This window comes from Parasphingorhabdus sp. (assembly GCF_036964565.1).
Taxonomy (GTDB): domain Bacteria; phylum Pseudomonadota; class Alphaproteobacteria; order Sphingomonadales; family Sphingomonadaceae; genus Parasphingorhabdus.
In genome coordinates this window covers 20,499-34,323 of the sequence record NZ_JBALTN010000011.1, presented here as the reverse complement: position 1 = coordinate 34,323, position 13,825 = coordinate 20,499, and the positions used below count along the sequence as shown (strand labels likewise).

12 protein-coding genes are annotated in these 13,825 nt (G+C 59.5%); 4 read left to right on the top strand and 8 right to left on the bottom strand.

Annotated elements, in window-relative coordinates; all coding sequences use genetic code 11:
* Positions 1-49 precede the first annotated feature (49 nt).
* The 3 genes from V7650_RS14890 (at position 50) to V7650_RS14880 (ending at position 3,481) form a co-directional block, all read left to right on the top strand.
* On the top strand, positions 50-1,987 hold the full coding sequence (locus V7650_RS14890; RefSeq protein ID WP_335657035.1) for a TonB-dependent receptor plug domain-containing protein: 1,938 nt from the start codon (positions 50-52) through the stop codon (positions 1,985-1,987).
* 169 nt (positions 1,988-2,156) lie between these two features.
* Positions 2,157-2,564, top strand: coding sequence for a hypothetical protein (locus V7650_RS14885; RefSeq protein ID WP_335657034.1), 408 nt, complete (start codon positions 2,157-2,159; stop codon positions 2,562-2,564).
* Positions 2,561-3,481, top strand: coding sequence for a cobalamin-binding protein (locus V7650_RS14880; RefSeq protein ID WP_335657033.1), 921 nt, complete (start codon positions 2,561-2,563; stop codon positions 3,479-3,481). The genes V7650_RS14885 and V7650_RS14880 overlap by 4 nt, the downstream gene beginning before the upstream one ends.
* A 15-nt stretch (positions 3,482-3,496) precedes the next feature.
* On the opposite strand, the gene V7650_RS14875 is transcribed toward V7650_RS14880, so the two are convergent.
* The 5 genes from V7650_RS14875 to V7650_RS14855 form a co-directional block, all read right to left on the bottom strand.
* Positions 3,497-4,231 carry a sulfotransferase gene (locus V7650_RS14875; protein ID WP_335657032.1) on the bottom strand — a complete coding sequence of 245 codons (735 nt, stop codon included), beginning with the start codon at positions 4,229-4,231 and terminating at the stop codon, positions 3,497-3,499.
* 117 nt (positions 4,232-4,348) lie between these two features.
* Entirely contained in the window at positions 4,349-5,263 is a 915-nt protein-coding gene (locus V7650_RS14870) for an aminotransferase class IV (RefSeq protein ID WP_335657031.1), read from the bottom strand.
* A 406-nt stretch (positions 5,264-5,669) separates the two neighbouring features.
* A complete protein-coding gene (gene lpdA, locus V7650_RS14865) occupies positions 5,670-7,067 on the bottom strand; it encodes a dihydrolipoyl dehydrogenase (protein ID WP_335657030.1) in 1,398 nt (465 codons plus the stop codon).
* Positions 7,068-7,086: 19 nt separating this feature from the next.
* Entirely contained in the window at positions 7,087-7,470 is a 384-nt protein-coding gene (locus V7650_RS14860) for an acyl-CoA thioesterase (protein ID WP_335657029.1), read from the bottom strand.
* Entirely contained in the window at positions 7,467-8,804 is a 1,338-nt protein-coding gene (locus V7650_RS14855) for a pyruvate dehydrogenase complex dihydrolipoamide acetyltransferase (RefSeq protein ID WP_335657028.1), read from the bottom strand. Before V7650_RS14855 ends, V7650_RS14860 begins: the two co-directional genes overlap by 4 nt.
* Positions 8,805-8,936: 132 nt before the next feature.
* Between V7650_RS14855 and V7650_RS14850 the strand changes: the two genes are divergently transcribed.
* Positions 8,937-9,392 (top strand): universal stress protein, encoded by a 456-nt coding sequence (locus tag V7650_RS14850; protein ID WP_335657027.1) that lies wholly within the window; start codon positions 8,937-8,939, stop codon positions 9,390-9,392.
* Here V7650_RS14850 and V7650_RS14845 read toward each other — a convergent pair.
* The 3 genes from V7650_RS14845 to proS all read right to left on the bottom strand — a co-directional run bounded on the left by V7650_RS14845 (position 9,384) and on the right by proS (position 13,819).
* Positions 9,384-9,920 (bottom strand): peroxiredoxin-like family protein, encoded by a 537-nt coding sequence (locus V7650_RS14845; RefSeq protein WP_335657026.1) that lies wholly within the window; start codon positions 9,918-9,920, stop codon positions 9,384-9,386. The two genes, V7650_RS14850 and V7650_RS14845, sit on opposite strands and share 9 nt — an antisense overlap.
* A 69-nt stretch (positions 9,921-9,989) precedes the next feature.
* Entirely contained in the window at positions 9,990-12,284 is a 2,295-nt protein-coding gene (gene rnr / locus V7650_RS14840; protein WP_335657025.1) for a ribonuclease R, read from the bottom strand.
* Complete coding sequence (gene proS, locus V7650_RS14835; RefSeq protein ID WP_335657024.1) at positions 12,284-13,819, bottom strand: proline--tRNA ligase; 1,536 nt, start codon at positions 13,817-13,819, stop codon at positions 12,284-12,286. Before proS ends, rnr begins: the two co-directional genes overlap by 1 nt.
* Between the last annotated feature and the right edge of the window lie 6 nt (positions 13,820-13,825).

Sequence of the window (13,825 nt, the reverse complement as noted above, 5' to 3'; positions counted from 1 at the left end):
TTCCCCTGCGTAACGGCATTTTGAGTCGTTAACACAAGGGAACATATCAGTGTCTAAATATAAACTACCAGTTGCCCAGCTTTTGGGTAGCGTCGCTCTGTTGCACAGCTCCGTCGCCTTCGCCCAAAATGATAGCGGTGAAGATGATGGCGATCGTGGTGAGCTTATTGTCGTGACCGGAACACGCTCGGGCGATGGCGTAGCTAAGGAGCTTGCTGCCGGTTCGCTGACGGTCATCGACAGCAGCCAGATCGTAAATCGTCAAGTCCGTCTCGTGGCCGACGTGCTTCGAGATGTTCCTGGTATTGCAGTCAGCATAACCGCAGGACAAACCCAGTTGCGGTTGCGCGGAGCAGAAGGCAATCACACGCTTTTCCTGATCGACGGAATAGAAGTGTCGGATCCTTTTTTCGGGGAATTCGACGTCGGCACTCTGATCGCCGACGACACGGCGCAGATTGAGGTCCTGCGGGGCCAACAGAGCGCGCTATATGGATCGGACGCGATCGGGGGCGTGATTCACTATCGCACCTTGAGCGGGGCCGTCGATCCTGGCCTGTCGGCCCGAATTGAAGGCGGCTCTTTCAACACGATCAACGGCGCTGCGCGCCTCGGGGGAGTGAGCGGCGATTTCGACTATGCAATCACTGCTTCATTGGCGAGCACAGATGGCCAACCCAATGCCCGCGAAGGGACAAGAGATCTCGCCAGTGACAATCGCGCGATTGCCTTTGTCGGCAATCTTCAGGCAACGGACAATCTGAAATTCGGCGTGGTGTCTCGCTATTCCGAAAATAGTGGTGACTTCAACGGCAGCAACAGCGATCCCGCAAGTCCTCTGTATGGCCAGATCGTCGACACGCCTGGCAGACGGTTCGAAAATGATGGTCTGTATGGCCTGGTCAAGGCAGAACTCGATCTGATGGACGGAGTCTGGTCGCATCGACTTTCCGCGCAGTTTGCAGATAGCAAACGGCGCAGCTACTCCTCGCCAACGCAGAGCTCACAAAGCTCCGGCAAGCGCCTCAAGGGGAGCTATGAAACCACCGCGAAGCTCACCGCGGGATCTACCGAGCATCGCATTACATTTGCCGCTGATCTGGAGCGTGAAACCTATCGCAACGGCGATCCCTCCGCCTTCACGGGAGAGAAGAGCAGCGAAAACCTGGGTTTGGTCGGGCTCTATGAACTCCAGGCTGGCGATCGAGCCACATTCAGCGCCGCCATGAGATATGACGACAACAATCGGTTCGCCAATGCCACCACGTATCGAGTTCAGGGCTCCTATCTCCTGGGCACTGGCACTCGTCTCCAGGCGGCATATGGGACAGGCGTCAAAAATCCTGGGTTCTTCGAGCTGTTTGGATATTTCGACGGAGTGTTCATCGGCAATCCAGATCTGACTCCGGAAAAATCTGAAGGATGGGAAGTCGGAATTATCCAGCAATTTTTTGATGGCGCTGGAACGATCGGCGCAACCTATTTCCGGAGCCGCTTGAAGGATGAAATATTCACCACCTATCCGCCCCCGACATTTACAGCGACGCCAGCAAATCGGACAACGCTTTCGAAACAGAACGGCGTTGAAAGCTGGCTCGATATTGATCTCAACGAAAGCTGGCGGATTAACGGCAGCTACACCTATTTGCGCGCTCGCGAGAACGGCGTTCAAGAGGTGCGGAGACCAAATCACATCGCCAGCCTCGCCATCGACTGGCATCTTCCGGGCGACAAGGCCGGACTGACTCTGGTTGGTCGCTACAATGGATCGCAGCAAGACGTTGCGTTTACCGATCCGAGCTTCATCCCGGTCGATGTTCGACTGGAAGACTATCTGCTCTTCAATTTGAGTGGGCGGGTGGAAATTGCGAACAACATCGAATTGTTCGGGCGCGTTGAAAACTTGTTGAATGAGCGTTATGAGCAGGTGTTCAGTTTCGTTTCGGCTGGTAGGTCTGTCTACGCCGGCATTCGCGGTCAATTTTGAAGTCATTAGAACAGAGGAAAACAAGCTTATGATTACACAGTCATTGTCCGGGAAGGCAGAAAATGTCTGGGCTGCTGTAGTAGCAACTGCCTCCGTGTTGGGAAGCTGGATATTTGCCTGCATCACACCATTTTCAGCCATAGGTGTTTTGCTCGCTGCAACGCTTCCGATGCGCAAGGCGGTCGCATGGATGGGCGGCGTGTGGATCGCCAACCAGCTGGTCGGGTATCTGATCCTTGGCTATCCACGCACGATGAACAGCTTCGCTCATGGCGGCAGTCTGCTGGTGGCAAGCATCGCAGGTCTTCTGGTTGCTGTAGCCGTTCTGAAGACGCGGAATGACAAGGGTTTGGCCAGTCTGGCGCTGGCATTTGTTGCGGCCTTTGCAACCTACGAATTGCTGTTGCTCGCGGCGGCATTTGTGCTGGGTGGTATTGAAACCTTTGCCCCTGACATCGTCTGGCTGGTGGCCAAGAATGATTTCTTCTGGTTCGCCGGCCTTCTCGCCGCTCGCGTTGCCCTGACTCGCGCCTTCCCGCGCTTCTATGCACCTCAGATGGCTGTCCGCTCGGCATGACCAGCGACCTTCGTGTCGTATCACTTTTGCCCAGTGCCACGGAAATTGCCGTGGCACTGGGTCTCGAAGCCAATCTGGTCGGCCGATCGCACGAATGCGATTTCCCGAATTTCGTCGGCGCCCTGCCCGTCTGCACCTCAACCAAACTGGAAAAGGGCTTGCAGTCGGACGAGATCGACAAGCGCGTCCAGGAAATCGTCCGTCAGGGCCTGTCAGTCTATGAAGTCGACACCCCGCTGCTCCAGTCCCTGGCACCCGATGTCATTCTGACTCAGTCGCAATGCGCGGTCTGCGCAGTGACGCCTGATGACCTGGAAGACGCGCTGGCAACGTGGATCGGGCAGAAGCCGCAGTTGATATCTCTGGCCCCCGACAATCTCGACGACGTTTGGGGGGACTTTCGTAAGGTCGGCGAGGCGGTGGACAGGACTGAAGAAGCCGAGCAGGCCATCGCGGAACTCCAGCAAAGATTGCGCAAGCTCGGCACCGACCGGGAACACCGGCCCAGCGTTGCCGCGATCGAGTGGATCGAGCCGTTGATGGTGGCCGGGAACTGGGTCCCCGAACTGATCGAAATGGCTGGCGGCGAGTCCCTGTTCGCAACCGCGGGCCAGCATTCGCCGTGGCTGGAGTGGGACGATTTGCTCGCCTCTGATCCAGACCGGATCATCTTCATGCCCTGCGGCTACCAGATTCCGCAGACTTTGGCCGAAATGCCCACGATGGTGAAGCATCCGCACTGGGCGAAGCTGTCAGCGGTCAAGAAAAACCAGGTCTTTCTGGCCGACGGACATCATTTCTTCAACCGACCCGGACCGCGGCTGGTGGAATCGGCGCAGATCATCGCCGATACGCTCCATACGGAGGGCGAGGACATGGGCGATCTTGCCAAGGGCTGGATCCGCTGGACGGGGTGAATAGCAGGCCAGCCTTCATAACTTGATCCGGTAGCGGGACAGGCTTTCATAGAGGGGCTGGCAAGCATCGGCTATTCGCCGCACTTCGTCACTCAAATCCGGCGCAGCGCTTTCGGTTTCGCCAAAACCGGTCGTTTCCAGCACCCGGCCATACCAGTGCGACGCCCATATTCCATCGGTGTCGCGCGGCCCGGCTGGCCAGCGCAGCATGCCGGCGTCCCAGGGAATTTCGAGGGCGGAGCACAACGCTTTGAGATGCGCTTCGGGATCGCGCAATATGTTGGCGCTGTCCAGAATGATCGGCGGCTTGCCGGTCATCTGCGCTGCCTGCTCGACATAATCCAGCTGCCGCGCATAGCCGAGATCATCGGCGGTTACCTCGACCCGTTTCGCGGTATAGCTGGCCACGACCCGCGACGGATCCCGGATCAGAAACGCATGGCGATGGTCCGGGAAATCGGCGATGGATATATCCGCCACCATATGGTGCGGCATATGCTTCTGATACCAGAGTGGCTGGCCACCCGGCACTGGTCCGCGCATGCTGTCCACCACCGATTGCCAGTCGCAGTCCATCGAGGCGATCACTTCGTCCGCCATCGGCTGGCGCTGGCCGGTGGTCCTCAGAAAGGCGCCGTAGAAAGGCTCGTCGGTGACCGCGCAGTCGCTGCGTCCGCTAAAGCTGCGCATCATCGCAGTCGAGATATTGCGAGGACCGGACCACATGGCGATACGGATGGGGTTTTTCATGATCCGTCCTTCGTCATTGCGAGCGAAGCGGGCCGGAGGCGACCGAAGGTCAACCAATCCAGTGCGTCGCTTGCCGCTCTGGATTGCTTCGTCGCAGCGCTCCTCGAAATGACGGCGTCAGGCGACATCATTTTCGATCAGCTCCCTGTAAAGGCCCTGCAGGCGTTCCACCATCGGTCCCCTGCCCTCGGTCAATTTTCGTCCGTCCACCTCCGTGGCGGGGACCACGCCGGCGAAGGTGCCGGTGACAAAGGCTTCGTCCGCGCCATAGACATCGGTCAGCGAGAAGTTCTTCTCGAACACCGGAATGTCATTTTCCCGGCAGAGTTTGATGACATTGGCGCGTGTGATACCGCCCAGGCAATAGTCGCCGCTCGAAGTCAAGACCTCACCCTTGCGGACGATGAAGAAATGGGTCGAGTTGCAGGTCGCGACAAAGCCGTGCGGGTCGAGCATCAGCGCTTCGTCGGCACCGGCCTGGGTCGCCTGAATACAGGCGGTGATGCAGTTGAGCTTGCTGTGCGAATTGAGTTTCTGGTCCTGCACGGCCGGGTCGCCGCGCCGGACATGGACAGTGAACAGTCGGATGCCGTTCTCGACCGTGCTTGGCAGCGCCTCCTTATATTCCGGGATGATCACGATCGTGGCGGGCGAAATCACCACGCGCGGGTCCTGATAGGGGGTCGAACGAATACCGCGCGTCACCATCAGGCGGATATGAACGCCCTCATGATCGGCCATGACGTTGCCGCTAATCGTTTCGTAAAGCCGGTCGACTAGTGCTTCCCGCGTTATTCCGATATCCATCGCGATTGCCTTGGATCCTTCGAACAGCCGATCGAGATGGGCGTCGAGAAAGGCGATCTTGCCGCGGTGCACACGCAGCCCTTCCCAGACCCCATCGCCGAGCATGAAGCCGCTGTCGAACACGGAAACCGTCGCCTGCGCGCGCGGCGTCATAGCGCCGTTGATATTGATCAGAATATCTTCGTTGCGCGGGTCGGCGGCAAAGTCGTGCGTGCCCTTGGCCATGGAGAATTACCTTTGGAATTGGCGGGAAATGGAAGCGAACTTTACAAACTTTACAATGTTATAAAAAAGTAAATCCACTGCGGCGAGGAAAGCTTGTTTTGCGGGTGCAGACGATCTGGAATCAGCAGCTTTCATGGCGCCAAGACTAGCGCAGTTAGGGATGTGTAGGAAAGTGTTTGTTGGCTGGCGATTGTCGCTTTCGGCAGGCAGTATCTCGCTCCCGTTCCCTTGTTTCAAACGGATGATGCAGGAGATGGGCCCCTGCCTGCGCAGGGGTGCCGAGCATGATGTTTTTCTGTTTGAAGCAGACGATTGTCGAGGGGTTTTGTGCCCCGCCGCAGAGCGGGGCCCAGAATAGTCCTGCCCGATCATCTGGACCCCGCCCTGCGGCGGGGTACAGATTTCGCTACATATGCAGAACCCGGCCATAGGCGTCGAGCACGCTTTCGTGCATCATTTCGCTGAGAGTCGGATGCGGGAAGACGGTTTCCATCAGCTCGGCTTCCGTCGTTTCCAGCGTCTTGCCAATGGTATAGCCCTGGATAAGCTCGGTGACTTCCGCGCCGATCATGTGCGCGCCAAGAAGTTCGCCCGTCTTGGCATCAAACACCGTCTTGATGAAGCCTTCGGTCTCGCCGAGCGCGATCGCCTTGCCGTTGCCGATAAACGGGAACTTGCCGACCTTGACGTCATGGCCCGCTTCCTTTGCCTTGGCTTCGGTCAGGCCGACGCTGGCGATCTGCGGGTGGCAATAGGTGCAGCCGGGGATATTGTTGACGTCCATGGGATGCGGGTGGCCGCCGGCGATCGTCTCTGCCGCAATGACGCCCTCATGGCTCGCCTTGTGCGCCAGCCAGGGGCCAGCGGTACAGTCGCCGATCGCATAGATGCCCTCGATATTGGTCCGGCAATATTCGTCGGTCTTGATATGATAGCGGTCGTCGGGCTGCACGCCGAGCTCGTCAAGGCCGATTGTCTCGATATTGGGCTGGATGCCGACAGCGACGATGACATGGCTGAAGTCATGACTGTCCTTCTTGCCCTTGCTGTCCTCGATCTCCGCCTTGACGCCCTTGTCGCCGACTTCAATGCTTTTCACGCCGGCGCCGGTCATGATGGTCATGCCCTGCTTTTTCAGAGACTTCTCCAGGAAAGCCGCGACTTCTTCGTCTTCCACGGGGACGATCCGGTCGAGCATTTCAACCACCGTTACATCCACGCCGATATCATTGTAGAAGCTGGCAAATTCGATGCCGATCGCGCCGGAGCCGATGACCAGCAATTTGCTCGGCGTTTCCGGTGGCGTCATGGCATGACGATAGGTCCAGACGCGCTTGCCGTCGGCTTTGGCGAAAGGCAGATCGCGGGCGCGGGCACCGGTGGCGATGATGATGTTCTTTGCGGTGAGCTCTTCCTCGCCCTTCTCGGTCTTCACCGTCATCTTGCCGGGCGCGGTGATCTTGCCGTCACCCATCACGACATCGATCTTGTTCTTCTTCATCAGGCCGGTGACGCCCTGGTTGAGCTGCTTGGCAACACGGCGCGAGCGCTTGACGATGGCATCCAGATCGGCGCTGATCTTCTCCGCCACCAGACCATAATCGCTGGCATGTTTCATATTGTGAAACACCTCGGCCGAGCGCAGCATCGCCTTGGTCGGGATGCAGCCCCAGTTGAGGCAGATGCCACCAAGATTTTCCCGTTCGACAATCGCGGTCTTCAGGCCGAGTTGCGAAGCCCGGATCGCAGCGACATAGCCACCGGGGCCGGAACCGAGAACGATGAGGTCGTAAGTGCTTGCCATGATATTCCTTTTGGTAATTTTATTCTAACGAGGGCACCTGCACCGGCTGGCCCTTGGCGTCTACCGCCACAAATATGTAGGTTCCCGATGCGGCTTTCATCATCTCGTCCTGGTGCCGGTCGCGCCGATAGGCCTCAACCGCAACGGTCATCGAACTGCGGCCAATCTTGGTAAATTCGGCATAGACGGATAATTCATCGCCAATGCCCACCGGATGGTCAAAGCGCAGGTCATTGGCACCAACGACGACCGACTGGTGACGACTGTGTTGCGCCGCCAGCGCCCCGCCGGCCTGTGCCATTTGCCCCATCAGCCAGCCACCAAAGGCCACGCCATAGGGATTACCCTCCGTCGGCATGACGATGGTGCGGATTGCCGGAATCTTATGGGCTAGGTCGGTCAAGCCAGCATCCCCAGCGGGTTCTCCACCGTCTCCTTGAACGCCTTCATAAACGCTGCCCCGGTCGCGCCGTCGATGGCGCGGTGGTCGAAGCTGCCAGTCGCAGTCATGATCGTGGCAATCTGGATGCTGTCATCGATGACGACCGGTTTCTTGATCCCGGCGCTGATCGCCAGGATCATGCCTTGCGGGGGGTTGATGACCGCGTCGAAGGTGGTCACGCCAAACATGCCCATATTGGACAGGCTTGCGGTACCGCCCTGATATTCGTGCATCTTGAGCTTGCCAGCCTTGGCGCGCTCGGCGAGGTCCTTCATTTCGGTGGCAATGGTGCTGAGCGACTTGCTGTCCGCGCTGGCGATGATTGGGGTAATCAGGCCGCCGGGGATGCTCACCGCCACCGCGATATCGGCGCGCTGGTAGCGGATCAGATTGTCCTCGGTATAGCTGACATTGCTGTCCGGGGCCTGCATCAGCGCCACCGCCTGCGCCTTGATCAGCAGGTCGTTGACCGACAGCTTGATGCCGCGAGATTCCAGCGACGCATTGAGCTCGCCGCGCAGTTTCAGCAGCTTGTCGATATTGACGTCGATGCTGACCCGGTAATGCGGGATCGTCTGCTTGGCTTCGGTCAGGCGGCGAGCGATAGTCTTGCGCATGCCCGACAATTTCTCTGCTACGTGGGGTATATCGAAATCGCCGGAGGTGCTCGCAGCTGGCTTGGCCGGTGCTTTCTCAGGCGTCGCGCTCTCGGATTTTTCTTCGGCTTTGTCGCTCTTGACCGGTGCCGTCCCGCCCTCTGCCGCATCAATATCTGCCTTGATGATCCGTCCGCCAGGCCCGGAGCCGGAAACAGCCGCCAGATCGACGCCTTTCTGCTCCGCCAGGCGCCGGGCCAGCGGGCTGACCTTCAGCCGGTCATCACCGGAATCCGGTGAGGATTTTGTTGCCTGTTTCGGAGATTCAGACTCTGCTTCGTCCTTTTTTTCCGTTTCCTGCACTGATTCTTCCTTCGGCTTCTCCGCCTTCGCCGCCGGCTCGTCGGCCTTTTTCTCTTTCGATGCAGCGGGCGCTTCAACCTCGTCCGCATCTTCGCCTTCTTCGGCGATAATCGCGATCACGGCCCCGACCTTTACATTTTCCGTGCCTTCGGCGACGACGATCTTGGCGATCACGCCTTCGTCAATCGCCTCGAATTCCATCGTCGCCTTGTCGGTCTCTATCTCGGCCAGCAGATCTCCGGAAGAAACGCTGTCACCTTCCTTCACCAGCCATTTGGCCAGCGTTCCTTCTTCCATGGTCGGGGAGAGAGCAGGCATTTGCAGATTGATGGGCATGGCCGGTTTTCCTGTATTGGTCCTGTTTTCGCCCCAAGCTGTCCAACATTGAGCTTATGGCGTCAAGGGCGGTCGCTTGCCTTGCGGCCATTTTTATCGCAACAGGTATTTCTGACAGGAGGAGGAGGGTTCATGCGTACATATCTGGTGGTGATCGACGAGACCGACGAGGCCAGTCTGGCGCTGCGCTTTGCCTCTCGCCGGGCGATGAAGACGAACAGCGCACTGCACATTCTGGCGCTGGTGGAGGCCGAGGATTTTGTTGCCTGGGGCGGAGTCCAGGCCACGCTGGAGGAAGAGGCGAAGAACCGGGCCGAGGCGCTTGTATCCGGTGCCGCGGGAAGCCTGTTCGAGGAAACCGGAATCCGTCCCTCGATCACGGTGAAGCAGGGCAAGGGTCCGAAGGTCGTGCGGGAGATGATGGACGAAGTCGACGGCCTGGCGGCGCTGGTGCTGGGCGCGGCCGCGACGGGCGCGCCGGGACCCCTGGTCAGTCATTTTGCCGCCACCGAGGCGGGCTCCCTGCCCTGCCCGGTGATGGTCGTGCCGGGCTCGCTGAGCAAGGAAGAGATCGACCGGCTAAGCTGAACTGTCTGCTGCGAGCGCGCCGCGCGCCGGATAGCCGGTCTCGATGGCATGGTCGATACCCTGCAACAGCTGGTCTAGCGACGGGCGCGTGAAGGGCATGCTCTGGATACTGGCGAAATAGAGACTCTGGTCGGGCTTGACGAGCAGCAAGGCCGGCTCGGAAAATATCGGGGGGTCGTTACTGCCGGGGCGTCCCGACGAAATATAGAGACCAAGGACGCGCGCAAGATTTTCGTCGAGGCCATAGCCGATCATCAGGTCATCAACGCCCCATTGCTCTGCAGACGTCTGCGCGCGCTCCTTGCTGTCCATGCTGATGGCGACCACCGTCACCCCGCGTCTGGCGAAATCCCCAAGATGACGCTGCAGGTCGCGAAGCTGCGACTTGCAGACCGGACAGTGCACGCCGCGATAGAAAAGCAGCAGGGTGAAATGGTCGCCGAGCCGCTGGCTCAGCTGAAACTTGCCACCGTCGGTCATCGGGAGGGTAAAGTCGGGGACGGTTCTGGCGGGGAGAAGTCGGGACATGGGGCGTTCCTTTTCTGCTGACCGGACAACTTTGGTCCGATCGATTTGCTGCCGTTCGACGACCCGCTCCTATTTCCGCCGCTTCTTGCCCATATGGCCGCGGACATTGGCGGGCTTTCCCGGCTTGCCCTTGCGATGCGGCTTGCCCTTGCCCGGGCGGCGCGGGGCCGGTCGGCCCGGCATGTGGTTGGCCCCTTCGGGAAGCTCGAACAGCAGGCTGCCGGTGGCCGCATTGGCCTCGACGAGCCGGAGGTCGATCTTCTGGCCGATATTATAGGTCGTGCCGCTGTCCATGCCGGTCAGCTGCTGTTTGGATTCGTCATAGTCAAAGCGCTCCGCGCCGAGCGTGCGGACCGGCACGAGGCCATCGCCGCCGAGATCGTCTACGGTGGCGAAGAAGCCGAAGTTCTGGACGCCGGTGATCCGGCAATGCACCACTTCGCCGACCCGGCCCGCGAGATGGGCGGAGATATAGCGATCAACAGTTTCCCATTCCGCCTTCATCGCCCGGCGTTCCAGTTTGGAGATTTTTTCCGAGATCAGTTCGAGCCGCGCGGCTTCTTCCTTGCCCAGGCCCGAATAGGCAGGGATGGATTCGTCGTCCGGCTCCGGCTGTTCGAGCTTGCAGGCACTGACCAGCGCGCGGTGGACGATCAGATCGGCATAGCGGCGGATCGGGCTGGTGAAATGGGCGTAGCTGCCGAGCGACAGGCCGAAATGACCCATGTTGGTATGGCCGTAATAGGCCTGGGTCTGGCTGCGGAGAATCTGTTCCATGACCAGCGGCAGCAGCAGTTCGTCGTCGACCTGCTCGATCAGGTTGTTGAACACCGCCGGCTTGATTACCTGGCCCATGGCGAAGCTCATGTCGAAGGTCTTCAGATAGTCCTTCAGCGCGATCAGTTTCTCGCGCGAGGGCGTTTCGTGGACGCGGTAGATGACGGGTGACTTTTTCGATTCCAGCATCTTCGCTGCCGCGACATTGGCAACGATCATATAATCCTCGACCACGCGGTGCGCGTCGAGCCGTTCGCGAATCGCGATCTCGACGATCTTGCCCTGGTCGTCGAGCACCACCCGCTTTTCGGGAAGATCGAGATTGAGCGGCTCGCGTTCATCCCGCGCTTTTGCGAGCAGCTTCCAGCAGGCCCAGAGCGGTTCGAGCGCTTTCTTTTTCAGCGGGTGGTCAAGCCTGCCGTCGATCGCTGACTGCGCATCCTCATAGGCGATATTGCCGGCCAGCCTGACAATCGCGCGGGTGAAGCGGGAGGCGATCACCTGCCCCTTGGCATTGATGGTGACATGACAGACCAGCGAGGCCCGGTCGACACCCTGCTTCAGCGAGCAGACATCGGTGGACAAGGCTTCGGGCAGCATCGGCACCACACGGTCGGGAAAATAGACGCTGTTGCCGCGCTTGTAGGCCTCGCGGTCGAGCTTGCTGCCCGAGCGGACGTAATAGGAGACGTCGGCGATCGCGATCAGCGCCTTGAACCCGCCCTTGTTGTCCGGGCTGTCGTCCGGCTCCGCCCAGATCGCGTCATCATGGTCGCGGGCATCAGCCGGGTCGATCGCGACAATCGGCAGATGCCGAAGATCCTCGCGCTTGTCCTCCGATACCGGCAATTTCGTTGCCCGCTCGGCTTCCTCGATCACGGCCTCGGGAAAATGCAGCGGGATCTCGAACTTGTGGATCGCGATCAGGCTGAACGACTTTGGCGCGAACGGATCACCCAATATCTCCTTGACCCGCGCCTTCACCTCGGAGCCGCGCTTCAGCGGTTCGGCCAGCACCAGATTGCCCGGCTCGGCGTCGCCCAGCTCCAGGATCGGCGTGCTGCGGCGGATCTTGCGGTCGACCGGTTTCAACCAGTAGCGGTTCTTTTCATCCTTCTCGACGATGCCGAGCAGCATTTCGCTGGTCTGGGCCAGCTTCTTCATCAGGAAGGCGACATGGCCCTGCCCGCGCTCTTCGGTCCGGGCCAGAATGCGGTCACCGATGGCCAGTGCTGCCCGACGGCCCTTTTCCTTGATCCGCAGTTTCGGTGCGGGTGCGCTTTCCGCTTCCCATTTCTCGGGAATGCCGATTGCCTCGTTGCCGTCGATTTCGACGATCTTGAGCACGGTGACTTTAGGAATTCCGCCCATTTTGTGAAATGCCCTTCCCGGTGTGCTGTCGATCAGCCCTTCGTCGGCCATATCCTTGAGCAAGGCTTTCAGCGCGATCTTGTCCGAGCCGCGCAGGCCAAAAGCCTTGGCGATTTCGCGCTTGCCGACCTGCTGTTCGGAGCGCTCGATGAGGTCGAGAATTTGCTTGCGGGTCGGGACCTGCTTCGGTTTGTGAGGCTTTCTCGGGCCGGCCATCAATATGCTTTGCCGATGAGGATCCGCTCGACCGCGGGCTCGCCGGTAAACAGGCACTTGCCGTCCACAGGCGCAGCATTCAGCGGCACATTGCGGAACGTCAGCTTCAGTTTCTTGAGCCGCTCCTCGATCGCTTCCAGTTCGGCACCCGTAGCCTTGCACCATTGCACTTCGAGCCACCCCGGATATTTCTTGTTTTCCTTGTAGAAGCGCTCGACGTCCGACCAATGTTCAACACCGCGGGTGATGTTGCGGTGGAGCCGCTCGGTCGCCTCTGCGTGCAGGGCCGACTGGATTTCGGTGAGCAATGCCGGGATTTCGGGCAGGAACTCTTCCCTGACCAGAAATTTCGTGTCCAGCTTGCCGCTGTCCTGGTACAGCGCATCCCTGCGGATCATCGCGACCTTGCCCTCGGCCATGTCCCGGGGACCGATTTCGAGAATGATCGGCGCGCCCTTCTTGACCCAGGACCATCGTTTGGTCTGCGTCTTGGCGCCGCTCACGTCGAGTTTCACGCGCACGGCTTCATCAAAGGCCTTGAGCCCCGCGATCTCCTTGGCCAGTGCCTTGCAATATTCCAGAACCTCTTCATCCTCGGGCTTGTCGCGCAACAGCGGCACGATCACCACCTGATAGGGCGCAATCAGCGGCGGGACGCGCATGCCGTCATCATCACCATGGGTCATGATGACGCCGCCGATCATCCGGGTGGAGGTGCCCCAGCTGGTTGTATAGGCGAACTGGAATTCACCATCCTTGTCCTGGAAGCGGATATTCTGGGCCTTGCTGAAGGTCTGCCCGAGAAAGTGGCTGGTCCCGGCCTGCAAAGCCTTGCCGTCCTGCATCATCGCCTCGATAGAATAGGTCGCGTCGGCACCGGGAAAGCGTTCGTTCTCCGGCTTCTCTCCGGCAACGACCGGCATCGCCAGCACATTTTCGGAAAACTCCCGGTACATTTCCAGGGCGTTCAGCGTTTCTTCCATCGCCTCCGCGCTCGATGCGTGCGCCGTGTGGCCTTCTTGCCAGAGAAATTCGCTGGTCCGCAGGAACATCCGGGTGCGCATTTCCCAACGAACGACATTGGCCCACTGGTTGATCATCACCGGCAGGTCGCGCCAGCTTTGTACCCAGCGGGCAAAGGCGGTGCCGATCACGGTTTCCGAGGTCGGCCGCACGACCAGCGGCTCTTCCAGCTTGGCATCGGGATCGACGACCAGGCCGCCGTCCTCGCCCTTCATCAGCCGGTGATGGGTGACGACCGCCATTTCCTTGGCAAAACCGTCGACATGTTCGGCTTCCTTGGCAAAATAGCTGAGCGGAATGAACAGCGGGAAATAGCAATTTTCATGGCCCGTGGCCTTGATCCGCTGGTCCATCAGATACTGCACGCGCTCCCAGATGCCATATCCCCATGGCCGCATGATCATGCAGCCGCGCACGCCCGATTCTTCCGCAAGGTCGGCTTCGGAAATTACTTGTTGGTACCATCCCGCAAAATCATCTGCGCGGGTGATGGAAAGAGCATTTTTTTTCACTTGGTT

Coding starts and splice junctions, on each gene's coding strand:
- V7650_RS14870 (WP_335657031.1), bottom strand. CDS start 5,263: ATGGCCAAGGGCACGCACGACTTTGCCGCCGACCCGCGCAACGAAGAT.
- V7650_RS14850 (WP_335657027.1), top strand. CDS start 8,937: ATGCGTACATATCTGGTGGTGATCGACGAGACCGACGAGGCCAGTCTG.
- lpdA (WP_335657030.1), bottom strand. CDS start 7,067: ATGGCAAGCACTTACGACCTCATCGTTCTCGGTTCCGGCCCCGGTGGC.
- V7650_RS14885 (WP_335657034.1), top strand. CDS start 2,157: ATGCGCAAGGCGGTCGCATGGATGGGCGGCGTGTGGATCGCCAACCAG.
- V7650_RS14880 (WP_335657033.1), top strand. CDS start 2,561: ATGACCAGCGACCTTCGTGTCGTATCACTTTTGCCCAGTGCCACGGAA.
- V7650_RS14845 (WP_335657026.1), bottom strand. CDS start 9,920: ATGTCCCGACTTCTCCCCGCCAGAACCGTCCCCGACTTTACCCTCCCG.
- V7650_RS14875 (WP_335657032.1), bottom strand. CDS start 4,231: ATGAAAAACCCCATCCGTATCGCCATGTGGTCCGGTCCTCGCAATATC.
- rnr (WP_335657025.1), bottom strand. CDS start 12,284: ATGGCCGGCCCGAGAAAGCCTCACAAACCGAAGCAGGTCCCGACCCGC.
- V7650_RS14855 (WP_335657028.1), bottom strand. CDS start 8,804: ATGCCCATCAATCTGCAAATGCCTGCTCTCTCCCCGACCATGGAAGAA.